General features: G+C 56.4%; 17 protein-coding genes. 11 read left to right on the top strand and 6 right to left on the bottom strand.

Annotation, left to right across the window (positions count from 1 at the left end):
- The first annotated feature begins 286 nt into the window (after positions 1 to 286).
- The 4 genes from LMS44_RS18140 to LMS44_RS18125 all read left to right on the top strand — a co-directional run bounded on the left by LMS44_RS18140 (position 287) and on the right by LMS44_RS18125 (position 3,823).
- A complete protein-coding gene (locus tag LMS44_RS18140; RefSeq protein WP_498945933.1) occupies positions 287 to 787 on the top strand; it encodes a hypothetical protein in 501 nt (166 codons plus the stop codon).
- Between the two features lie 97 nt (positions 788 to 884).
- The gene (locus tag LMS44_RS18135; protein ID WP_193054299.1) at positions 885 to 1,877 is read left to right on the top strand and encodes an IS30 family transposase; all 993 of its coding nucleotides are present in this window, start codon (positions 885 to 887) and stop codon (positions 1,875 to 1,877) included.
- A gap of 163 nt (positions 1,878 to 2,040) precedes the next feature.
- Positions 2,041 to 3,039: an ectoine hydroxylase gene (thpD, locus tag LMS44_RS18130; RefSeq protein WP_476488491.1), complete on the top strand. Its 999-nt coding sequence runs from the start codon at positions 2,041 to 2,043 to the stop codon at positions 3,037 to 3,039.
- 118 nt (positions 3,040 to 3,157) lie between these two features.
- Positions 3,158 to 3,823, top strand: a complete 666-nt coding sequence (locus tag LMS44_RS18125; protein WP_022522053.1) for a fumarylacetoacetate hydrolase family protein — start codon at positions 3,158 to 3,160, stop codon at positions 3,821 to 3,823.
- A gap of 137 nt (positions 3,824 to 3,960) precedes the next feature.
- On the opposite strand, the gene speA is transcribed toward LMS44_RS18125, so the two are convergent.
- Both speA and LMS44_RS18115 read right to left on the bottom strand, forming a co-directional pair.
- The gene (gene speA / locus LMS44_RS18120) at positions 3,961 to 5,889 is read right to left on the bottom strand and encodes a biosynthetic arginine decarboxylase (RefSeq protein ID WP_022522054.1); all 1,929 of its coding nucleotides are present in this window, start codon (positions 5,887 to 5,889) and stop codon (positions 3,961 to 3,963) included.
- Positions 5,886 to 6,845, bottom strand: coding sequence for a homoserine kinase (locus LMS44_RS18115; protein ID WP_039860825.1), 960 nt, complete (start codon positions 6,843 to 6,845; stop codon positions 5,886 to 5,888). Before LMS44_RS18115 ends, speA begins: the two co-directional genes overlap by 4 nt.
- A 180-nt stretch (positions 6,846 to 7,025) precedes the next feature.
- Here LMS44_RS18115 and polA point away from each other — a divergent pair, with 180 nt between their 5' ends.
- The 6 genes from polA (at position 7,026) to cydC (ending at position 16,326) form a co-directional block, all read left to right on the top strand.
- Positions 7,026 to 9,815, top strand: a complete 2,790-nt coding sequence (gene polA / locus LMS44_RS18110; protein WP_022522056.1) for a DNA polymerase I — start codon at positions 7,026 to 7,028, stop codon at positions 9,813 to 9,815.
- Positions 9,816 to 10,051: 236 nt separating this feature from the next.
- Positions 10,052 to 11,623, top strand: a complete 1,572-nt coding sequence (locus LMS44_RS18105; protein ID WP_022522057.1) for a cytochrome ubiquinol oxidase subunit I — start codon at positions 10,052 to 10,054, stop codon at positions 11,621 to 11,623.
- Entirely contained in the window at positions 11,620 to 12,762 is a 1,143-nt protein-coding gene (cydB, locus tag LMS44_RS18100) for a cytochrome d ubiquinol oxidase subunit II (protein ID WP_022522058.1), read from the top strand. Before LMS44_RS18105 ends, cydB begins: the two co-directional genes overlap by 4 nt.
- 12 nt (positions 12,763 to 12,774) lie before the next feature.
- Positions 12,775 to 12,894 (top strand): cytochrome bd-I oxidase subunit CydX, encoded by a 120-nt coding sequence (gene cydX, locus LMS44_RS18095; RefSeq protein WP_053856982.1) that lies wholly within the window; start codon positions 12,775 to 12,777, stop codon positions 12,892 to 12,894.
- The gene (gene cydD, locus LMS44_RS18090; RefSeq protein WP_236557352.1) at positions 12,878 to 14,593 is read left to right on the top strand and encodes a thiol reductant ABC exporter subunit CydD; all 1,716 of its coding nucleotides are present in this window, start codon (positions 12,878 to 12,880) and stop codon (positions 14,591 to 14,593) included. The genes cydX and cydD overlap by 17 nt, the downstream gene beginning before the upstream one ends.
- Positions 14,581 to 16,326 carry a thiol reductant ABC exporter subunit CydC gene (cydC, locus tag LMS44_RS18085; protein WP_159177313.1) on the top strand — a complete coding sequence of 582 codons (1,746 nt, stop codon included), beginning with the start codon at positions 14,581 to 14,583 and terminating at the stop codon, positions 16,324 to 16,326. The genes cydD and cydC overlap by 13 nt, the downstream gene beginning before the upstream one ends.
- Positions 16,327 to 16,416: 90 nt before the next feature.
- On the opposite strand, the gene LMS44_RS18080 is transcribed toward cydC, so the two are convergent.
- The gene (locus LMS44_RS18080) at positions 16,417 to 17,442 is read right to left on the bottom strand and encodes a Fe(3+) ABC transporter substrate-binding protein (protein WP_159177312.1); all 1,026 of its coding nucleotides are present in this window, start codon (positions 17,440 to 17,442) and stop codon (positions 16,417 to 16,419) included.
- 243 nt (positions 17,443 to 17,685) lie between these two features.
- Between LMS44_RS18080 and LMS44_RS18075 the strand changes: the two genes are divergently transcribed.
- Complete coding sequence (locus LMS44_RS18075) at positions 17,686 to 18,804, top strand: ABC transporter ATP-binding protein (protein WP_039860811.1); 1,119 nt, start codon at positions 17,686 to 17,688, stop codon at positions 18,802 to 18,804.
- Positions 18,805 to 18,828: 24 nt separating this feature from the next.
- Here LMS44_RS18075 and LMS44_RS18070 read toward each other — a convergent pair whose 3' ends face one another.
- The 3 genes from LMS44_RS18070 to LMS44_RS18060 all read right to left on the bottom strand — a co-directional run bounded on the left by LMS44_RS18070 (position 18,829) and on the right by LMS44_RS18060 (position 22,562).
- Complete coding sequence (locus tag LMS44_RS18070; RefSeq protein ID WP_476488489.1) at positions 18,829 to 20,514, bottom strand: ABC transporter permease; 1,686 nt, start codon at positions 20,512 to 20,514, stop codon at positions 18,829 to 18,831.
- 210 nt (positions 20,515 to 20,724) lie between these two features.
- The gene (locus tag LMS44_RS18065; protein WP_476488488.1) at positions 20,725 to 22,062 is read right to left on the bottom strand and encodes a TRAP transporter large permease; all 1,338 of its coding nucleotides are present in this window, start codon (positions 22,060 to 22,062) and stop codon (positions 20,725 to 20,727) included.
- Positions 22,059 to 22,562: a TRAP transporter small permease subunit gene (locus LMS44_RS18060; protein WP_138799844.1), complete on the bottom strand. Its 504-nt coding sequence runs from the start codon at positions 22,560 to 22,562 to the stop codon at positions 22,059 to 22,061. The genes LMS44_RS18065 and LMS44_RS18060 overlap by 4 nt, the downstream gene beginning before the upstream one ends.
- Between the last annotated feature and the right edge of the window lie 8 nt (positions 22,563 to 22,570).

Below are 22,570 nucleotides of genomic sequence, written 5' to 3'. Positions count from 1 at the left end.
CGCGTTACCCCAGACATGCCAATGCACGGCTTGGTACCTCAGGCCGCACGCTGATCAATACAATCCCCTATTAAATAGCTGCCTGATGGACGCGCCTTAGTCCAACAGGCATTTATTCGCCATGCTCCGCACGGCGAATAAATGCTTCACTGTTATATCGCAGCATCAATGGGAACTTTATAAAAAATCAAAGTTTTGATGTGGCGGTATAAGAACATTGAACGTGCACGCTCGTTCAAGTGGGAAAACGCGCGTGCTACCTAATACCTGTAAGGCATAGGAAACCATGGAAGAACTCAAGAGCCTCGATGAGCTAACCGAAATGGACGAAAAGCACCGTCTCATGGGTGCGGTTTGTGGTGGTGTTCCTAGCCTGGAAAAGATGCACGATTTCTTATCGCAAGAGCGTCTAAATCGCCCGGTCCCTGAGGAGATTAAAGGGCAGTTCAATGTCGCAAAAAATATGGCGCTTTATACCTACTATTTCTATGCGCTGGCTCCAGAAGTGCATTTGAAAATCTATACCCTGATCGAGTACGCCCTCAAGCTCAAAGTGAAGCCTGAAAAGCATATGATGCTAGGCAAACTTCTCCGGGTCGCGCTTACTAATGGTTGGGTTTCTGACGCCGGATTTCGTCACATTGAGAACCCGTCACCAGACAACGAATGGTGTAAAGCGATGCTCAAGGGTATTCCCGGTCTAAGAAACTCCCAAGCTCACGGCTCATCAATGTTGGCGGGCGACTGTCTGCACCACATCACAGTCTGTGCTGACTTCATTACCTGAATTCATAGAATAACTGCAGCACTTTGGATCATACGGTAGAGGCAGGAGGGCCAGCAGCGGTACCCTCTCCGCCTTACCGACCAAAGTGAAGCAGAGTATGGGATACCGACAACTGACCCAGGCACAACGATATCAAATTTTTGCCCATAGGGATGTAGGATTGAGCCAACGTCAGATTGCTCAACAGCTTGGCATTCACAGCAGTACCGTGAGCCGTGAGCTGAGACGTAATTCGGGTGCCAAGGGATATGAACCCGCACAAGCGCAGCGTTACAGCGATCAGAGACGCCGCTCCGCCTGGAAGTGGACAAAGCAACTCCCTAGCCTGATCAATGCCGTAGCTGACAGGCTTAGAGAAGAGTGGAGTCCAGAGCAGATTAGCGGTTTTATGGCGCCGTTGACGGGGATAGGAGTTAGTCATCAATGGGTCTATTCGCTGATCTGGGACGATAAGGCCAAGGGTGGCGATTTGTGGCGACACCTCCGCCAGCCCAAGCGTCGCAGTAAACATCGTGCCCATGCCAAAAGTGCAGGACTAGGCAAGATTCCTAAGCGTGTGGGGATAGAGCATCGGCCACCTGCTATCGAAAAACGCCTCACCATCGGTCACTGGGAAGGCGACACGGTGCTTTATGGGCACAAGCAAGCGGGGATAGTGACGTTGGTAGAGCGACGAAGTGGCTACTTGTTGGCGGCACGTCTGCCAAAGGTAACGGCAGAACTAACGCAGAGAGCCATGGTCCGTTTACTTAAGCCTCGTCGGGGCGCGGTGAAGACGATCACGCTCGACAATGGCTCGGAGTTTGCAGACCACGAGACGGTCGCAAAAGCGGTTAGCGCCTCCGTGTATTTCTGTGATCCTTACTGTTCAGGCCAGCGTGGGACAAACGAGAACACCAACGGCCTGATCAGGCAGTATTTTCCGAAAGGTACAGACTTCCGGAAGGTGACTAATGCAGAGCTGCGACGCGTTGTTCACAAGCTGAACGATAGACCCAGAAAGCGGCTGGGATATCGAACCCCAGCCCAGGTGTTTTTAGGAGAATATTCAGGAGCACTAGAAACCGCAGGTGCTGCACTTATTAGTTGAATTCAGGTTATCAAACCAGAAATCATGCCTTGCGAGGAAATTTTAGTGGTCTAGGCTACTCCCTGCACGATGTTAGAATCGTGCTGTTTTATTTATATGTACGCTAATCTTTATACGTGCAATATGTTCGATCTGAAACCTAATCATACAAGGAGTGGATTAGATGACAGTCAAAAGCACACCACTAAATGCTGTAACCGCCCATAAGCAATATAGCGAAATGGCCGATACGCCTAACGTTCACACTACTCAGGTTCAGCGCCAACAGGTACAGGATGCCTACCCGTCGCGCTTAACCACCCCTCCTGAGAAAACCTGGCTGCCACGCCAAGATGCGGTTGTCAAAGGCCGTCAACTTTCCGGCCCGTTAAGCCAGGCGCAGCTTGATGAGTTTGAACGTAAAGGGTTTCTGTTTATTCCTAACCTCATTGAAGGCGCAGAGCTTGAGGGGCTGCGTCAGGAAATGAAGGCGTTGATGAGTAACGATAAGTACCTCAATCAAGACTTCAGCGTCACTGAGCCAGAGAGCCAGGAAATCCGCTCGCTATTTGCGGTGCACTTCCTCTCTGAGCGGTTGGGAAAGCTGGCCAGCGATGAGCGTGTCGCGGGCGCTGCTCGTCAAATCATAGGCGACGACCCTTATGTGCATCAGTCGCGTATTAACTATAAGCCTGGATTTGCCGGTAAGGGCTTTAACTGGCACTCCGACTTTGAGACGTGGCACGCGGAAGATGGCATGCCTGCGATGCACGCGGTTAGCGCATCGCTGATCTTAACTGACAACCATGAGTTCAATGGTCCGTTGATGCTGATCCCCGGTTCGCACAAAAAGTTTGTACCGTGCGTGGGGGAAACACCGGAGGATAACCACAAAAGCTCGCTGAAAGCGCAGGAAGTGGGCGTGCCAAGCCCAGAGGCACTTACCGAGCTAGTGGCGGAACACGGTATTGAAGCGCCAAAAGGCAAGGCGGGTGGTTTGCTGCTGTTCGATTGCAATACGCTGCATGCTTCTAACGCCAACCTGTCGCCTGACCCGCGTAGCAACGTGTTCTGCGTGTTTAACCGCCAGGATAATCGCTGCCAAGCGCCTTATGCCGCGGCTAAGCAACGGCCTGATTTCCTGGCTCATAGCCCTGATCAACAGGCCCAGCAATATCGCTAACGTGCAGTGGGGAAACAAATTCATGGCCGAAGGGTGTGGAACCTTCGTATAGGTGGGGTAAACTGTTGCGCCTGTCGTTGCGAAAGCGGCACGCATAATGAGAAGGAGAATACCCGCCATGCGTTTTGTTCCACAGTTTACCGATGGCCAGGAGTTTCCCCACCCGCTGGGCAAGGTTGTCTGCATCGGCCGTAATTATGCCGACCATGCGAAAGAGCTGGATAATCCAGTTCCCACTGAGCCGCTGCTGTTCATAAAGCCATCGACCAGCGTTGTGGATCTAACCAAACCGTTGGATCCGCCGTTTTCACGCGGTGATGTGCATTATGAAGCCGAGCTTGCGCTGTTAGTGGGTGAAACGTTAACCCACGCCACCCTGGATGAAGCCGAGCGTGCGATTGTCGGTATCGGGTTGGCGATGGATTTAACGCTGCGTGATGTACAGACGAAGCTAAAAGAGAAAGGGCATCCCTGGGAAATCGCCAAAGCTTTTGATGGCGCTTGCCCGCTTTCGTCGTTTCTGCCGCTAAGCCGTGTTCCCAACTGGAACGCGCTGGCTTTCACGCTTGAGATTGATGGTGAAGAGCGCCAGCACGGTGAAGGCTCCGATATGATCTTCGCCATACCAACCTTGGTAGCCGAAATGAGCCGTCACTTCACTCTAGAGCCGGGCGATGTGATTTTGACCGGCACGCCATCAGGCGTTGGAGAGCTGGTTCGCGGTTCATCACTGCGTTTAACCTTGACCGGTGGTTTGGTAGTTGAAACCAGCGTAGTCGAGTAGCGAAAAAAGCAGAGAATTGCTGGACAGTGTTGGATCGTGAAGAAGCGCCACCCCAAAATCAGGGGGGCGCTTCTGTTTGGCGTAACCCAATACGTGCCATTCAGTACGGGCTATTCAAGACTGGTTTTCAAGATCGGTTATTCAAGATAGGTATAGCCTTCCAGACCTTCGCTTAAGCTCGCCGCAAAGCGCGCTTGCTCGTCGGCAGTAAAGCCGCTGGCGGCTAGCTGGTCGGTGAGCTTCTGCTTGAGCACATTGGCATTGAAGTTGACGTAGGCAAGTACCTGGGCCACTGAGTCCCCGGCCAGCGGGTTAGATAGTGTCCACTCGCCGTCGGCATTGAGCGCAGCATCAACGGAGTCGGTGTCGCCAAACAGGTTGTGTAGATCGCCAAGAATTTCCTGATAGGCGCCCACTAGAAAGAACCCTAGCCAGCGTTCATCGTCTGAAGCCCACTCGGGAAGCGGTAGGGTGCTCTCGACCCCCTGGCCGTCGACGTAGCTGTCGATGCGGCCGTCGGAGTCGCAGGTGATATCCTGAATCACTGCCCGCCGGGTGGGCGCTTGATCCAGCCCGCTAAGGGGCAGTACCGGAAATATCTGCTCGATGCCCCAAACATCAGGCACCGACTGGAATAGCGAGAAGTTGACGAACAGTTTATCGGCGAGTTTCTCCGCCAGTTCATCCATGATTTCGCGATGGGCACGGTTACGAGTATCCAACTGAGTGCGCAGCCGTGTGCAGGCAGCCATATACACCCGCTCACCTTCAGCGCGGGCGGTAATGTTACTCAAACCCATCACAAAACGTTCCTGCAGTTCGCTAACCGCTTGAAGCAGATCGTGCCACGCTTCCACCAGCATGCGCGGCTCTTGGGCGGTCGCTAACTGCTCGAACACCCGCCACAGCAGCTCTACTTGGGCATCTTCTTGGCTCTCGCCTGCCGAATGCCGTTCAGGCGGCGTGTCGTCGATGCGCTCTTCGCCAATCACGTTAGTGATCAGCACCGCGTGGTGGGCAGTTAGCGCACGGCCGGATTCGCTAATGAGATGAGGCTGTGGCAGGTTCGCCTCTTGGCAGAGCTGGGCAAAGGCGCTGACGACGTTGCGGGCGTATTCACGCATCGAATAGTTAGCTGAGCAGAAGCTGCGCGAGCGAGTGCCTTCGTAATCGATACCCAGGCCGCCACCTACATCGACGGTGTCAATGGGTGCGCCCAACTGCATCAGGTTCTGGTAGAAGCGCGCGCACTCACGCAGACCGCGTTGAATATCGCGAATATTGGCGATCTGGGAACCCAGGTGGAAGTGCACGAGCTGCAGACTTTTCAGTGCCTCCTCGCGACGCAGAGTGTCTACCACCTCGAGAATTTGGCTGGCGGTGAGGCCGAACTTAGACTTTTCACCGCCGGTATTCTGCCATTTGCCCTTACCCACCGAGGCAAGGCGGGCGCGCAGGCCAATACGCGGGGTAACATCCAGTTCTCTCGCCTCTTCCAAAATCAACTGCAGCTCGGAGAGCTTTTCGACCACCAAATAGACCTTGTGCCCGAGTTTTTCACCCAGCAGCGCCAAGCGCACATACTCGCGGTCTTTGTAACCGTTGCAGACGATCAGCGAGGAGCCGCCATCAGACAAAGCCAGCACTGCCAGCAACTCGGGCTTGCTGCCCGCTTCCAGCCCCACACGGCCGTTGCCGCGCTCGGCGGTGGCCAGAATCTCTTCGACTACTCTGCGCTGCTGGTTCACTTTAATCGGGTAAACGGCGGTGTAGCCGCCCTGGTAGTCGCAGTCGCTCATGGCGGCATCAAAAGCGCCACACAGCTGCTCCACCCGGTCGTGAAGAATATCGCTAAAGCGTACCAGCACAGGCAGCCGCAGCCCAGCGCTCTGCAACTGGCGAACCAAGCCGCTCAGCGGTAGCGCCGGGCCTTCCGCATCACTACCCAGCGGCCGCACCAGGGCCTGACCTTGATCATCCACGTCGAAGTAACCGCTACCCCATTGATCGATATTCCAGGTGCGCCGTGCGCGAAGGGCAGGGCTAGTCGTCGCCATCACACTCATGCAGAAACCTCAGGTAGCGGCAATGCACCGTGGGCAATGCGCGCAGTTAATATGGTTCGAAAACGTTCGGGGTCGTGAGGCGTCAAATCGTGGGCCGGGGGATCAACATAGACCACCAGCAGGCGTGACAGCCAGTAGCGCAGCGCCGTCATGCGCAGCATGGTGGGCCACAGTTCCCGTTCATCCGCCGTTAACGGCCGGCGCGCCAGGTAGGCGCTCAACAGCGTATTGTAGCGCTCAGCGTTGAGAGTGCCATCGTCGTTGGAGGCCCAGTCGTTGATCACAATCGCCAGATCAAACAGGAGATCCCCAGTGCAGCCATTATAAAAGTCGATAATACCGCCAAGCTGGTCACCCTCAAACAGGGTGTTGTCACGAAACAGATCACCGTGCAGGGCGCCTTGGGGCAGCTCACCGTGTCGCATAAAGGCGCTCTCGAAATCGTCGACTTCATCCTTCATCAACGTTTGATCCGCGGGGCTTAGGTAACTCAATACTTTATGGTGCATCACCTGCAGCCAGTTGAGATCCCGCGGGTTGGGGCGGTGGCCGGGGAAACGCTTTGACACCACGTGCAGGTGACCCAAAGTATCGCCTAAGGCATGGCACTGGGCTACATTGGGCGCCTCGGGATGGCGGCCAGGCAGGCGCGGGAATAGCAACGCCGGCTTGCCCTCCAGGCTATGCAGCGCGATACCTTCGCGGTCATGAATGGTGCCGGGCACCGGTAAGCGGTGCTCGTCCAAATAGTCCAGCAGTTCGACAAAGAACGGCAGTTCTGCGTGTTCGCCCTGTTCGAACAGGGTTAATACCAGTTCGCGGCGGTCGGTAGTCACAAAAAAAGTCGAATTTTCGGTGCCGTTCGCGACTCCCTTAAGGGAAACAAAACTGCCCACATCAAATTTTTCTAAAAACGCGGCGACCTGTGCGTCGCTAAGCGGAGTAAATACAGCCATGAGAGTCTCGCCCAGGTTGCTAAGCCCATTATTGTAGCGGCTTGGTCGCTCAGTTGGCAGCGTTGTTGTGATAAGAGAGTCGAGTTTGGCTCTACAGGCTGCCTGTGCAACGCGTATCATGTGAGGCACTCTTATTGGCAATTCTTTTTAAGCAATCCTATCTAACAATGGAACTTGGTTATGGCTCGCGCTCCGATCGTCCTCGTCGATGGCTCTTCCTATCTGTACCGTGCCTTTCATGCGCTGCCGCCGCTAACGACCTCCAATGGTCAGCCAACGGGCGCGGTGAAAGGCGTGTTAAACATGCTCAAACGGCTGATTAAGGATTACCCCGAAAGCCCCATGGCGGTGGTGTTTGACGCGCCGGGCAAAACCTTCCGCGATGAGCTGTACAGCGACTATAAAGCGCACCGCCCGCCGATGCCCGATGACCTACGCAGCCAGATCGCTCCGCTGCACGCCTGCGTGAAGGCGCTGGGCCTGCCGCTGCTTTGCGTTGACGGCGTAGAGGCGGACGATGTGATTGGCACCCTGGCCCATCACGCCACCCAGGCGGGCCGCGATGCAGTGATCTCCACCGGCGATAAGGATATGGCGCAACTGGTTAATGCCCATATCACTCTGGTGAACACCATGAAGGATGAAACCCTGGATGAGGCGGGCGTAGAAGAAAAATTCGGCCTGCCGCCCGCATTGATTATCGATTTTCTCGCTCTGATGGGTGACAAGGTCGATAACATTCCCGGTGTGCCCGGCGTGGGTGAGAAGACCGCTATTGGCCTGCTGCAAGGCATGGGCGGCGGGCTGGAGACCATTTATGGCGACTTAGAACGAGTGAAAACGCTCACTTTCCGGGGCGCCAAAACTCTGCCCAAGAAGCTTGAAGAGCATCGCGATCAGGCGTTTCTCTCCTATCAGCTGGCCACCATTAAAGTCGACTGCGAGTTGCCGGTGGGCTTGGATGATTTGGATATTGCTCATCCGGATCGCGAAGCGCTGGTCACCCTGTATAAAGAGATGGAATTCCGCCAGTGGCTGGGCGAGCTGCTGGAAGGCAAAGACGAAGGCGTGGATGACGTTAAAGGCGGCGAGCCTGCGCCCGTAAGCGCTGAAGAAGGTGGTAGCGAGTCCGAGGGGGCGAGCACTTCTGTGCAAGCCTCTGTTCGTGAAGATCAGGTCATCCTCGAACAGGCAGACTTCGAGCGCTGGCTGGATCGGCTGCAAAACGCCGAGCGCTTCTGTTTCGATCTGGAAACCACCAGCCTTAATTACATGGATGCGGAAATTGTTGGCGTTGGCTTGTCGCTGGAAGTGGGTGAGGCGGCCTATATTCCGCTTGCCCACGACTACCTGGATGCGCCTAAGCAGCTTGACCGTAAAACGGTGCTGGCGGCGCTAAAACCGCTGCTGGAAGACCCGACAAAAACCAAGATTGGCCAAAACCTCAAGTACGACATTTCCGTGTTGGCCAACTATGCGATTTCCGTGGCAGGCCCTTTTGCTGACACCATGCTGGCCTCCTATGTGCTCAATTCCACCGCCACCCGGCACGATATGGATTCGCTGGCGCTCAAGTATTTGGGTGAAAAGACCATCTCCTTTGAAGAGATTGCCGGTAAGGGCGCCAAGCAGTTGACCTTTAACCAGATTGCCCTGGAGCAAGCGGCGCCATACGCCTGCGAAGATGTCGATATCACCCTGCGGCTGCAGCAAGCGCTGCGTCCCCAGGTCGAGAGCGAAGGGCGTCTGGCGGAGGTGCTGGATAATATTGAGCTGCCGCTGATCAAAGTGCTCTCGCGCATCGAGCGAAACGGTGTCGCCGTGGATGCTGAGCTACTGCACAAACAGAGCCAACAGTTAGAGCAGCGCATTGGCGAATTAGAACGCGAGGCGTTTGAACTGGCCGGGCGCGAATTTAATCTCGGTTCACCCAAGCAGTTAGGGCAGATTCTGTTTGAAGAGCAGAAAATTCCGGTGCTCAAGAAAACCCCTAAAGGCGCACCTTCTACCGCGGAAGGTGTGCTGGAAGAGTTGGCGCTGGATTACCCGCTGCCCAAGGTGATTATGCAGCACCGGGGGCTGGCCAAGCTGAAGTCCACCTACACCGATAAGCTACCGCGTTTGCTCAATAAAGCCACTGGCCGGGTACACACCAGCTATCATCAGGCGGTCACTGCGACCGGGCGGCTGTCGTCGTCGGATCCCAACTTACAGAACATTCCCATCCGTACCGAAGAGGGGCGCAAAATTCGTCAGGCGTTTATTGCCCGCCCTGGCTACCGTATTGTTGCCGCCGATTACTCGCAAATTGAGCTGCGCATTATGGCGCATTTATCTGAAGATAAAGGGCTGCTGGAAGCGTTTGCCGAAGGGCGTGATATTCACACCGCCACGGCGGCAGAAGTCTTCGGCACCTCTCTTGAGAAGGTCTCTGGCGATCAGCGCCGCAGCGCCAAAGCGATTAACTTCGGCTTGATCTACGGCATGAGTGCCTGGGGGTTGTCGCGTCAGTTGCATATCGAGCGCAACCAGGCGCAAACCTACATTGATCGTTACTTTGACCGCTATCCTGGCGTGGCCCGTTATATGGAGCGTATTCGCTCCCAGGCAGCTGAAGATGGCTTTGTCGAAACCGTGCTGGGTCGGCGGCTCTACCTACCGGAAATTCAGTCGCAAAACCGCAACCGCCGCCAAGGCGCTGAGCGCACCGCGATTAACGCGCCGATGCAGGGCACTGCCGCCGATATTATCAAGCAGGCGATGATCGATGTGGATGCGTGGTTAGCGGAAGGCGAGTTCGATGCGCTGATGGTGATGCAGGTGCACGATGAACTGGTGTTTGAAGTCGCCGAGAAGCAGGTCGAGGCCTTTATCGAGCAGGTGCAAAAACGCATGCAGGGCGCGGCTGAGCTGAAAGTACCGCTGATTGTAGAAGCGGAGAGCGGTGCCAATTGGGATGAAGCGCACTAATGCCTACTACCAACACCGCAAGCCTCGTTCGTTTACACCTGCGCCTCTGAATGAGGAAGGGGGTGGATGGCATATTGTCGCAACAGTGCAATGCTTAAGTAAGGAATTGATCAAGATCAAATTGTTGGCTCGGGTGGAGGAATAGCCTGTACACATCGCTTTGCCTGGGTTAGCACCTGTCTGTGGTTTCCCGGTGGGGCGAAAGGTGTGTTTAAGCTATCCATCGGGAGTCACTCATGGACATTGTTGAATTATCCAGGTTGCAGTTCGCCTTTACGGCGATGGTGCATTTCCTGTTTGTACCCTTAACGCTAGGGCTGTCGATACTTCTGGCGATCATGGAGTCGGTCTATGTCATGACCGGTAAAACCATTTATCGTCAGATGACCAAATTCTGGGGCAAGCTGTTTGGTATTAACTTTGCGTTAGGGGTAACGACCGGTATCGCCATGGAGTTCCAGTTCGGCACTAACTGGTCGTACTACTCTCACTATGTCGGCGATATTTTCGGAGCGCCCCTGGCGATAGAAGCCTTGATGGCGTTCTTCCTTGAGTCGACGCTGGTCGGGCTATTCTTCTTCGGCTGGGATCGCCTGTCAAAAGAGAAGCACCTGGCGGTTACCTGGTTCATGGCCTTGGCGACCAATATGTCAGCCCTGTGGATTCTGGTAGCCAATGGCTGGATGCAGCACCCCGTAGGGTCGGAGCTCAACCTAGCCACCATGCGTATGGAGTTGGTCAGCTTTGCAGAGGTACTGCTCAACCCCGTCGCCCAAGTCAAATTTGTGCATACCGTGTCAGCGGGGTACGTCACCGGGGCGATTTTCGTGTTGGCGATTTCAAGCTGGTACCTGCTCAAGGGGCGTGAGATTGCCTTTGCGCGGCGCAGCTTTGCGATTGCTTCTGCCTTCGGGTTGGCCAGCGCGCTATCGGTCATTGTACTGGGCGATGAGTCTGGCTATGAGCTGGGGGACGTGCAGAAGGTCAAGCTGGCCGCCATCGAAGCAGAGTGGCAAACCCATCCCGCACCTGCGGCTTTCACGCTATTTGGGCTCCCCAACGAGGCGGAACAGCACACCGACTTTGCCATCCGCATACCTGGTGTGATGGGCTTGATCGCCACGCGCTCGCTGAATACCGAAGTGATGGGTATTCGAGAGCTTAAGGAAGAGCACCGCGAACGCATCGTCAATGGCCAGGAGGCCTACGCTCTCATGCAGCGCCTGCGCAGTGATGAAGAGCGCGAAGGGGATATGGCTCGGTTCGAGGAAGTACGCAGCGATCTTGGTTATGGGCTACTGCTCAGTGCCTATAGCGACGATGTAGCCAATGCGACCACAGCCGAAATTGATCAAGCCGTTGAAGCGTCGATTCCCAAGGTTTGGCCGCTTTTCTGGTCTTTTCGGGCCATGGTCGCCGCGGGCTTTAGCATGCTGTTGCTGTTTGCGCTGGCCTTCTGGCATAGCGTACGTCGTCAGCCAGAGAAGTCCCGGTGGCTACTTCGCTTCGCGCTGTTCAGCCTACCGCTGCCTTGGATTGCCTGTGAGGCGGGCTGGTTCGTGGCCGAATATGGGCGTCAGCCGTGGGCAATCGGCGAGATACTGCCGGTTCACTTGGCCATTTCCAGCCTGACGGCCGAGCAGGTGCTGTTTACCCTGATTTCTATTGGCGTCCTCTACACCATCTTCGTCATCATCGAAATGTGGCTGATGCAGCACTTTGCCCGCAAAGGGCCCTCCGGTAGCGGTTATCTGGATGATGACGCTGAGTCTGACTATCCAATTTCAACCCCAGCACGGGAGGCATGATGATGGACTACGAAACCCTTAGGTTTGTCTGGTGGGTGCTGATCGGCGTGCTATTGGTGGGCTTCGCGGTCACCGATGGTTTTGATATGGGCGTTGCCGCCTTGCTCAACGTTGTCGGGCGCGGCGATGAGGAGCGCCGGGTGATGATCAACTCCATGGCGCCTCATTGGGACGGTAATCAGGTCTGGCTGGTCACCGCAGGGGGCGCACTGTTTGCCGCTTGGCCTCCAGTTTACGCAACGGCCTTCAACGGCTTCTATCTCGCCTTGATGCTGACACTGTTCGCGCTTTTTCTTCGCCCCCTGGCGTTCGATTATCGCTCCAAGTTGGCAAATCCCACATGGCGCCGTCGTTGGGATTGGGGTTTGACGATCGGCTCCGCCGTTCCCGCGCTGATCTTTGGTGTCGCTTTTGGCAATCTCTTGCAAGGCGTTCCCTTCCAGTTCGATGACTATCTGCGCCTGGAGTATCAGGGCGGCTTGCTGGGCCTATTGAACCCCTTTGCGCTATTGGCCGGGCTGTTGAGCCTGATGATGTTCGTCACCCACGGAGCGGCTTGGTTGCAGCTTAAAACCGAGGGCGAACTGCGCAGCCGTAGTGCGGCCATCGGCAGCCTGACAGCACTGATATGCGCGGCACTGTTCGTACTGGGTGGGGTGTGGCTGCTCCTGGGCGTTGATGGCTACCAAGTGACTAGCGTAATCGACACCCAGGGGTACAACGATACCACCGGTAAAATCGTGGCGGTCAGTGCTGGCGGCTGGATGACCAACTACAGCCGCTTCCCGCTGTTGTGGCTACTGCCAGTACTGGGCGTCTTAGGTTTTGTGCTCTGCGCGCTGACCATGAAGCTGGGACGCCATGCGCTGGCATTTACCAGTTCGGCTGTCGCCATGGCCATGGTGGTGGTCACAACGGGCGTTACGATGTTTCCCTTCGTGATGCCGTCGTCGCTGAACCCCAACCATAGCCTGACCATGTGGGATGCCACGGCGAGCGAGTTGACGCTCAAGATCATGTTTGTGGTGGTGTGTATCTTCGTGCCGTTGGTGCTGCTGTATACCGCCTGGAGTTACTGGGTCATGCGCGGACGCCTGAACGAGCAATTTATTCGTGATAACGACAAAGCGCTTTACTGAGGAGGGTGTCGTATGTGGTATTTCGCCTGGATTTTGGGTGTCACGCTGGCGGCTGCCGTCAGCATTCTTAACGCCATGTGGCTTGAAGTGAATGGCTATGAAGGCGAATCCGAGCATGAGCGGAGCGACTGAAGCCAATGACCCGCGGCATCGGCTGAACCGCTGCCTTGCCCAACAACGCTGGTGGTTGCGGGGCGCCACGCTGCTAGCGATGATCGGCGTGGTATTGCTGATTGCCCAGAGTTGGCTGTTGGCCACTATTTTTCACCATTGGTTACTGCTTTGGCAGGGTAGGGAGTCGCCGGGCCATCCGACGGTTTGGCTAGCAGGGCTGGCCATTAGCATGGTGCTACGCCCTTTTCTCCACGCTGGCCGGGAGTGGCTGTCTCGTCAGGCCAGCCTGCGTGCTCGTGACGCCTTACGCAGCCAGTTATTAACGCAGCTTGGCCACCTTGGGCCGGTTAGGCGCCAATTTGGCAGTGATGGCGCCTTGGCCACTCAGGTGCTGGAGCAGGTGGATGCCTTGGACGGCTACGTTAGCCGCTATCGGGTACAGAGCTTGCTGGCGGTGCTAGTGCCCTGCCTGATAGCGGCGGTGGTAGCGCTGCACAGCCCCTTGGCCGCGGGATTGATGCTAATGACCGCGCCGTTGGTGCCATTGTTTATGATCCTGGTGGGACGTGCGGCTGCGGGTGCCAGTCAGCAGCAGTTCGTCGCCCTGGCGCGTATGGGGGGCCGCTTCCTCGACCTGGTTCGTGGGATGGCGACGCTACAGCGCATGGGAGCAACTGACCAAGCAGAGACCAAGGTCGCCCAGGCGAGTGACGCCTACCGTGGACGTACTATGCGGGTGCTTAGACTTGCCTTTCTATCCAGCGCGGTGCTGGAGTTTTTTGCCGCGCTGGCGATTGCCTTGGTGGCGCTTTATCTCGGCTTAGGGCTGCTTGGCCTTTTGCCCTGGGCGAAAGCGGAGGTGCCGGTACCCTATCAGGGGGCGCTGTTTATTTTACTGCTGGCGCCCGAGTTCTATGCGCCGCTTCGCCAATTGGGCACTGACTATCATGCCCGGGCGGAAGCAATCGGTGCCATGCAGGCGCTGATGCCTCTGCTGGAAGCTGACACTTGGCAGCCTCAAGAGGCACCGCTACCCCCGGTAGCGAGAAACGTCGAGTCTTTCACCGTGGAGTGTAGCGAGCTGAGTGTTCGGGGTGAAGGCGGTCGGCTTCGTCTGGCGCCGCTTAACCTCACGCTGGCTGCGGGCGAAAGGGTGTTGGTGCAGGGCGAAAGCGGAGTGGGCAAGTCGAGCCTTTTGCATGCGTTGTTGGGATTTAGCGCTTACCAGGGCAGCCTGAAGGCGAAGGGTTGCGAACTTGCCCGGTGGTCCCGCGCCACCTGGCAACGCCAGCTTGGCTACCTTAGTCAGCAACCACCGATCCAGTCCGGCAGCATTGCAGATAACCTGCGTTTGGCGGCCCCGGATAAAACAGATCAAGAGCTTATTGAGGTTCTGACCCTGGTTGGCCTGTGGCCGATTCTGCTTCGCGGTAATGGGCTTGCCACGCAGCTGGGCGAGCGCGGACAGGGGCTATCCGGTGGCCAGCTGCAACGTTTGGGATTGGCGCAGTTGCTGCTTCGCGATGCAGCGCTATGGCTATTCGATGAGCCCACGGCCCACCTTGATCCGGATGCCGCCTGGCAACTCAATGCATTGATCGGAAAGCTTAGCCGTGGGCGTAGCGTGCTTATCGTCAGTCACGAGTCGGCGGGGCTGGAGTGGGTCGATCGGCAAATTGAGCTGTCATCGAAAGAGGTCATGACATGCTGCGATTAAACAAGACCCCCTCTGTAGAAAAACCTCCCACTATCCGGCTGCGTGATTTGCTGTTGCTTCGGCGTGGCGGCTGGTCGCTGGCGTTCTTGCTAGGCGCCGCCACGCTGCTGGCTGTGATTGGCTTGCTGGCTATCTCGGGTTGGTTTATTACCGCGGCGGCGGTTGCCGGTACGATGACGGCGACCGCCTTCGGTTTCGACTATTTTCGCCCCGCAGCGCTGATTCGTCTGTGCGCCATTGTACGCACGGCCGGGCGCTACGGTGAACGCCTAGCGTCCCATGATGCCGCGCTAGGATTGCTGAAGGATCTGCGTTGTCGATTGTTCATGGCATTGGGGAAAAAGCCATTATTGCAGGCGGCTTCCAGTCCTTCTCACCACGGTACGGCCAACGCTATGCATCGCCTTGTGACCGATATAGACCAGCTTGATCAGGTGGTATTGCGGGCGCTCCTGCCCTGGGGCTGGGCCGGGCTAATGGTGGTGGTTGTCATGGCAGGACTTTACTGGCTGAGTGGCACCCTGATGTGGGCTGCTTTGCCGGGAGTGCTGTTAGCCTGGCTGGGGTTGCCGTTACTGGCGTTATGGCGTGGTATTGATCAGGCACGCCAGAGGGCCGAACTTGCTGAGCGTCGTCGGGTGGCACTGATTGAGCCCTTGGCAGCCATTACCTCATTAGTGCTGTGGGGGCGATGGCCAGAGATGGCCCAACGAGTGAAAAAATGGGACGCCGACTACTTGGCGCATCAGGAGGGCCAGCAACTGCTTGCCAGCCTGACCACCGCGTTGCAGCAGGTGGCGCTGGGAGCTGCCATCGTTAGTGTGCTATGGCAGGCAGAAGCGCTGTTAGCGGCCAGCCATTTGACGGTGCCAATGCTGTTAGCCGCCGTCTTGGCGATCCTGGCATTAGGGGAAATATTGGCACCACTGACCCATAGTTTTCTTGCCTTGGGCGCGAGCCTTGCCGCACGGAATCGCCTCAATGCCCTGTCGGAAGGGACGCCGAGGGCGCAAGCCGCTATTGAGGAGGTTGAAATCACACCGCCCAGCTGGCAGCTAAATGTCAGCCAATTAACAGCACGCCTGCCTGGAGCATTGGTGGGGCCGCAACGTATCAACCTGGCGTTGAAGAGCGGTGAAATACTCTGTTTACGTGGCCCCTCGGGGTGTGGCAAATCGACCTTGTTGCAGGTATTGGCCGGCGAGTTGCTGCCGCTGTCCGGGGAGTGTTGCCTTAATGGTTATCCCATTGAGCAGTGGTCAATGCACAACGCCGTCGGCTATCTGCCCCAACAGTGGGATTTGTTTGACATGAGTCTGGCGGAAAATCTACGCCTTGGTGCCCGTCATGCCGGTGATAGTGAGCTGTGGAGCGTTCTTGATGATTTGGCGCTAGGCACCTGGGCGCGAGGGTTGCCCCAGGGGCTTGAGACACCTTTGGGCGAGTATGGAGCAGCCGTCTCTGGAGGTCAGGCGAGACGTATCGCCCTGGGACGCGTGCTGCTGGCGCGACGGCCCATTCTGCTGCTCGACGAGCCGTTAGCCGGGCTTGACGCGGTAACTCGGCGTCATGTAGTCACCAGCCTTGGGCGCCGCGCACAGCATGGGATTCTGGTTATTTCCAGCCACGTGCCATTAGAGCTGCCTGAAAGTCAGGTGTGTACCCTCTATATGCAGGAAGATGGTCGTCCCCGGCGCTTTCCGCCAGTGCCAGCATGTTTAGAAGCGCTATAACGCAAAACACCCGCAGTTGCGGGTGTTTCTAGCCTCTACTTAGGTGATTTTTGCCTAGCGAGGTTCTTCCTTCAATGCGGGCAGGGGGGCTTAACGCCAGCCGACGCGATCAAAAATGCGGATCGCTTCAGGGTTGTTCTCACCCAGTACGCTGATGTTCACGTCATCCGTTTTGAAGTTGCCCCAGGATTCCAGCACCGGGTCTTTCTTGATGCCGTCAACTACCGGGAACTCATTGTTGCCGGAGGCGAAAATTTCCTGAGCAGTGTCGGAAGACAGGTATTCGAGGAAGCGAATGGCGTTTTCGCGGTTAGGCGCACCTTCCACCACACCGGCACCGCCAACGTTCACGTGAGTGCCGCGGTCACCCTGGTTGGGAAAAATAATCCCCACTTTGCGAGCCGCTTCACGCTCGGCGTCGTCGTCGGATTTTAGCAGGCGAACATAGTAGTAGTGGTTAGCCACAGCGATGTCACACTCGCCGCTGGCCACGCCCAGAATCTGGTCGGTATCACCACCTTCCGGATCCCGCGCCATGTTATTGACCACGCCCTGGGCCCACTCTTCAGCACCCTCTTCACCGTGGTGCTCGATCATTGCGGCCAGCAGCGACTGGTTGTAAATGTTGTTGGAAGAGCGAATGCACACCTTGCCTTCAAACTGCGGGTTGGCAAGGTCTTCGTAGCTAGTGATCTGGCTCGGATCGAAGTTTTCGCGATTATAGAAAATAACCCGGGCGCGTTGACTAAAGCCGAACCACAGGCCGTCAGGGTGGCGCATGGCCTCGGGCAGGCGCTCGTTGAGAACGTCCGACTCGACGCTTTGGAAGATGCCTTCATCTTCAGCGCGCCAGAGGCGGCCAGCATCGACGGTGAGCATGATGTCTGCAGGGCTGGCCACGCCTTCGCGCTGAATGCGCTCGATCAGTTGATCGGAGTCGCCTTCAAGGATGTTGACTTCGATGCCTGTCTCTTCGGTGAACGCATCGTAGAGGCGTTCGTCAGAGTCATAGTGGCGTGCGGAGTAAAGGTTGAGCTCGTCTGCCGCGACCTGACCGGCAAACGTAGCGCCCACCATCATCGCTGCCATCGGAGCAACAAAGCGTACGGTTTTCATCAAGCACATCCTTATTTATTGAATGATAATAAGTTACATTATTAACATTGTTATTGAAGCGTTTCGTATGCCTTCAGTCAAGAGTAAATGCCTACCCAAAAGGTGGTACGTGCATATCGGGGCAATTAAAAATAGAATGCAAACAACTTTCAAATGTACTGAATCCGCGTTTAGTCTTTTAGAGGTGCGGTTTGCTCACCTGGAAAGTGCTATTCAGACAGTGCTAATTAATAGCGGTGATTTATGACGGCAACTCTAAAGGTAACTGAAAGAAGGGCTGCTGAAGCAGCGCCTGGCTCTTCGGCGTTAACCCTGCGTAATGTACGCCACGCTTATGATGGCCATACGGTCGTCAAAGGGGTGGACTTAAGCGTTGCTCCAGGTGAGGTGGTCTGCCTATTGGGGCCCTCTGGTTGTGGCAAAACAACGCTGCTGCGTATCGCTGCGGGCCTTGAAGTGCTGCAAGAGGGCAACGTTTACTTAGAGGATATTTATATTGCAGGCCCGGGCCAGCGTCACGTGCCGCCGGAGAAACGCAATGTCGGGCTGGCGTTTCAAGACTCGGCACTTTTCCCCCACTTAACCGTTTTGGAAAATGTCACCTTTGGACTTAAACATTTAGCTTCTCGCGAGCGTCGGGAGCGGGCGGCCAAACTGCTTGAGCAGTTGGGTATGGCTGCGTATATCGATGTTTACCCGCATATGCTTTCAGGGGGGCAGCAGCAGCGGGTGGCCCTGGCACGGGCGCTGGCGCCATCTCCGCGCTTAATGCTGTTGGATGAACCGTTTTCAAGCCTTGATGCGCGGCTGCGAGACCGAATCCGCGACGATACGCTGCACGTGCTTAAAAAAGTCGGCGCGGCGACGTTGCTGGTGACCCATGACCCCGAAGAGGCCATGTTTATGGCCGATCGCATCGCGCTAATGCGGGATGGCCGGATCGTGCAAACGGGAACGCCGCGAGAGCTTTACTGCTCACCTCAAGACCCTTTTGTCGTGACCTTTTTTGGCGACGTCAATGAACTACAGGGCAAGGTGCATAACGGCGCGGTTAACACGCCCGTGGGGCGGGTGCCGGCCGGTGGGCTAGCGGAAGGCAGCGACGCCCAGGTCATGATTCGCCCTGAGGCGCTGCGTATTGTTGAGCGTGAACTGCCTGCGGATGAGCACCGCCATAGCCATGTGGTAATGGCGAAGCTGCTGGGGCGCACCAGCCTGCTACACCTGTGTGCCCATGGTGGAAACGGCCTTGAGGCCCACCTGCACGCCCGCGTACCTGGGGTGTTTTTACCCGCGGAGGGGCAGCCGGTGGATATCCACCTCGACCTTTCACAGGTATTTGTTTTTCCCCTTGTGGCCTAGCAATTAGTGCTTGGCATTTAGCTTTTACGACTGAGCGCCGGGACGTGAGCGGCGCATGGCCATGCTAAGCAGAATGACCGGCAGGATGCCCACTACCACAATTGCCAATGACGAGGTCGATGCTTCGGCCAATCGCTCGTCAGAGGCGAGATTATGCGCCCGCACGGCCAGGGTGTCGAAGTTGAAGGGGCGCAGAATAATCGTCGCGGGCAGTTCCTTCATGACGTCAACGAAGACCAAAATTCCCGCCGCCAACAGGCTGCTGCGCATCATTGGTGTATGAATATGGCGCAGCGTGCCCCCCGCCGTTTGACCCAGGGTGCGCGAGGCGGCATCCATGCTGGGGGTCACTTTGCCTAAGCTCGCCTCAACGGCATTGAACGAGACAGCTAAAAAGCGCACGACGTAGGCGTATAGCAAAATAAACGCCGACCCACTGAAGACCAGGCCAACGATGTAGCCATAGTGATTATTCAGCCAGGTGTTGAGGGCGTTATCCAACCAGGCAAACGGAATCAGAATACCCACCGCGACTACTGAACCGGGAATCGCGTAGCCCATAGAGGCTACGCGAGAAGCCACCCGCGCAAACGTCGTATCGTGCATGCGTACGCCGTAGCTCAGCACAACGGCCAAGCCCACGGCGATTAGCGCAGCCACTGTTGCCAACCCCAGACTGTTCCAGGCGTAGCCAATAAATCGCGAGCCCCAGAGCGAATCGCCCCCTTGCAGGGCTAGATTGAGCAGAATGCCGCTGGGCAGTAAAAAACCCACCAGCACCGGCACCAAGCAGGCTAGTGTCGCCGCAGCAGCGCGCCAGCCGTGCAGCGCGTACTCGGGCAACTGCTGATAGCGATTGGTGGTGTGGAAGTAGCGGCGCTTACCCCGTGACCAGCGTTCCAGCAGCACTAGCACAATCACGAAGGTGAGCAGGCACGCCGCCAGCTGCGCCGCCGCTACTTGTTCACCCATGCCAAACCAGGTGCGGTAGATGCCGGTGGTAAAGGTATCCACGCCGAAGAACTGAACCGCCCCAAACTCGTTAAGTGTTTCCATCAGAACCAGCGATACCCCACCCACCAGCGCCGGGCGTGCCAACGGTACGGCGATACTGGCAAACAGTTTCCAGGGGCCGCGGCCAAGAGTGCGGCCCACATCCAACACGCAGACCGACTGCTCTAAAAACGAGGCGCGGGCCAGCAGGTAGACATAGGGGTAAAGCACCAGGGTAATCACCGTCGCGGCGCCACCAAGGGAGCGAATATTGGGAAAGTAGTAGTCGCCATACGCCCAGCCAAATGTCTCGCGTAGTAGGCTTTGTAACGGCCCAGCAAATTGGAGAAAGTCGGTGTAAGCGTAGGCGATAACGTAGGTGGGTACTGCTAACGGCAGCAGTAGCGCCCACTCGAATAGCCGCTTGCCGGGAAAGCGGCACATGACCACCAGCCAGGCCGTCCCGGTACCGATGATAAGCGTGCCGAGTCCTACGGTCACAACGAGCCAGAAGGTGTTGTTCAAATAACGGCCAAGTACGGTGCTGGCCAAGTGTTGCCAAACGCCATCGGTGGGCATTGCGATATGGGCAAATACCACCAGCACAGGCAGCGCCACTACGAATGCCACTGCTATCAGGGCAATCGACCAGGGGCTAGCGCGACGGCTAAGTGAAGAGGAGAAGGCGAATAGCCCGCGATAGCTGGATCTGAGCAAGCGAACACTCCTTGCCTTGACTAAAAGCAGTAATAGAAAGCCGGAAAGTAGCGCAGCACACTTAATGCGAAACTCAATACGAAATAGTGACGGGCGTGAATAGTAGCACTGGCGCTGCGCTGCTGCAGCTTTGCAGGCGGGTAGGTGGTGCAAAAAAGCCCGCCGAAGCGGGCCATAATGGTTGGACGTTAAGCTTTAAGTTCAGAGGGCCTAGTAACCGCCCAACAGCATTCTAGGCAGGCCGGTAATCAACCACGGGAAGAACGCCATTAGCGTACAGGCCAGCAGAATCAAGGCGACGAAAGGCACGACCGCTTTGTACAGATCGACGATTTCGACCCCAGGTGGTGCCACGCCTTTTAAGTAGAACAGCGCATAGCCAAAGGGCGGGGTCAGGAACGATGTCTGCAGTACTACCGCCACCATCACCACGAACCAGAGCATATCCACGCCCATGGTTTCGACGATGGGTAGCATGATCGGGAAGCTCAGCAGTACGATGCCGGTCCAATCCAGGAACATGCCCAGGATAAATACCAGGAACAGCATCAGGATCAGTGCCCCAATGGTGCCGCCAGGCATTGCCAGCACAAGGTCGCTAATCACGGTCATGCCGCCACCGCGCGAGAACACACCGGTAAAGGCAGTAGCACCGACGAGTACCAGCATGACCATGGTGGTGGTCTTGCCCGCCTCTATCATCGTCCAGAAGCAGGTGCTGATTTTGCGGTCGCCGAAGATCATAAACAGGATAAAGGCGATAAAGACGCCGATAGCGGATGCTTCAGTGGCGGTGGCGATACCCGTAAACAGCGCACCCAGCACGCCCAGGATCAACGACATGGGGGGAAGCACGTACTTCGCCAGCATGATCAACAGTTGTTTAGTGCTGACTTCGGCGCGTTCTTCGGCTGGTACCTTAGGGCCATAGTGCGGTTTGATGTAGCAGATGATCAGTACGTAGAGTGCATACATGACCCCAAGTAGCAGGCCGGGAATCAGCGCGCCAGCAAACAGTGCGCCCACGGAAACCGGTGAGTAGCTGGCCATCAGAATGAGCATGATGCTGGGCGGAATCAAGATGCCTAAGCAGCCGCTGGCCATAATAACGCCTGCGCTCAGCTCTTTGTTGTAGCCATACTTGAGCATCGGCACCAGAGCAATCATGCCCATTACCGCAATTGAAGCGCCAACAATACCGGTGGTAGCCGCTAGCAGCACCGACACAATGACCACGGTAAGCGCCAAGCCACCGCGCAGGTTGGCCAGCAATAGGCGCATGGCGTCAAACATCTTCTCAGTAACACCAGAGTCGTTTAAGAACCTCGCCATCAATATGAATAGCGGTATCGCGACCAGGACATAGTTATCCATGGCGTTACCGAAAATATTGTTGATCAGGGTGCCGAGAATGCGCTCGCCGGGGCCAAGAAAGGCACCGATAACGGCTACACCGCCTAGCACAAACGCCAACGGGTGGCCCATAAACAGCCCCACCATCAGGCCGCCAAACATCACCAGCGTGAGTACTTCAGGACTTAGGTTCATGCTGATGCCTCCTCACGAAGCTGCATGATGGCACGCAGCACAATGGCAATTGCCTGCAGCAGAATCAGGATAGCGGCGACCACAATCACCCCTTTGATCGGGTAGACCGGGATTGAGACCATGCCATAGGTGGTTTCACCGCGGCTCCAGGCGCGTTCAAAGAAGCTCCAGCCCAGGGTGATCAGCATCCAGATAAAGGGGACAAAGAAAATCAGGTAACCAAGCACTTCAAGCACCGCTTGCTTTTTGCGCGACAGCAGACGTTTTAATATATCGACTTCCACGTGGGCATGATGTTTGAGCCCATAGGCCGCCATTAGCATAAAGTGGGCGCCAAACAGCATTTTGGTCACGTCAAATGCCCAGTCGCTAGGGCGCCCAAACAGAAAACGTGACGCAATGTCATAAAGAACAATCAGGGTAATGATGGCAATCAATGGAGCGATGACACGCCCAAAAGCTTCATTGATGGCATCGATCGCCTTGGCAATCGCATTCATGGAAGATC

Origin of the sequence: Halomonas profundus, from assembly GCF_020865425.1 — a bacterium.
GTDB classification, from domain to species: Bacteria; Pseudomonadota; Gammaproteobacteria; order Pseudomonadales; family Halomonadaceae; genus Vreelandella; species Vreelandella titanicae.
This window is presented reverse-complemented; position numbering and strand designations above follow the sequence as displayed.

Coding starts and splice junctions, on each gene's coding strand:
- LMS44_RS18140 (WP_498945933.1), top strand. CDS start 287: ATGGAAGAACTCAAGAGCCTCGATGAGCTAACCGAAATGGACGAAAAG.
- LMS44_RS18135 (WP_193054299.1), top strand. CDS start 885: ATGGGATACCGACAACTGACCCAGGCACAACGATATCAAATTTTTGCC.
- thpD (WP_476488491.1), top strand. CDS start 2,041: ATGACAGTCAAAAGCACACCACTAAATGCTGTAACCGCCCATAAGCAA.
- LMS44_RS18125 (WP_022522053.1), top strand. CDS start 3,158: ATGCGTTTTGTTCCACAGTTTACCGATGGCCAGGAGTTTCCCCACCCG.
- speA (WP_022522054.1), bottom strand. CDS start 5,889: ATGAGTGTGATGGCGACGACTAGCCCTGCCCTTCGCGCACGGCGCACC.
- LMS44_RS18115 (WP_039860825.1), bottom strand. CDS start 6,845: ATGGCTGTATTTACTCCGCTTAGCGACGCACAGGTCGCCGCGTTTTTA.
- polA (WP_022522056.1), top strand. CDS start 7,026: ATGGCTCGCGCTCCGATCGTCCTCGTCGATGGCTCTTCCTATCTGTAC.
- LMS44_RS18105 (WP_022522057.1), top strand. CDS start 10,052: ATGGACATTGTTGAATTATCCAGGTTGCAGTTCGCCTTTACGGCGATG.
- cydB (WP_022522058.1), top strand. CDS start 11,620: ATGATGATGGACTACGAAACCCTTAGGTTTGTCTGGTGGGTGCTGATC.
- cydX (WP_053856982.1), top strand. CDS start 12,775: ATGTGGTATTTCGCCTGGATTTTGGGTGTCACGCTGGCGGCTGCCGTC.
- cydD (WP_236557352.1), top strand. CDS start 12,878: ATGAGCGGAGCGACTGAAGCCAATGACCCGCGGCATCGGCTGAACCGC.
- cydC (WP_159177313.1), top strand. CDS start 14,581: ATGCTGCGATTAAACAAGACCCCCTCTGTAGAAAAACCTCCCACTATC.
- LMS44_RS18080 (WP_159177312.1), bottom strand. CDS start 17,442: ATGAAAACCGTACGCTTTGTTGCTCCGATGGCAGCGATGATGGTGGGC.
- LMS44_RS18075 (WP_039860811.1), top strand. CDS start 17,686: ATGACGGCAACTCTAAAGGTAACTGAAAGAAGGGCTGCTGAAGCAGCG.
- LMS44_RS18065 (WP_476488488.1), bottom strand. CDS start 22,062: ATGAACCTAAGTCCTGAAGTACTCACGCTGGTGATGTTTGGCGGCCTG.
- LMS44_RS18060 (WP_138799844.1), bottom strand. CDS start 22,562: ATGAATGCGATTGCCAAGGCGATCGATGCCATCAATGAAGCTTTTGGG.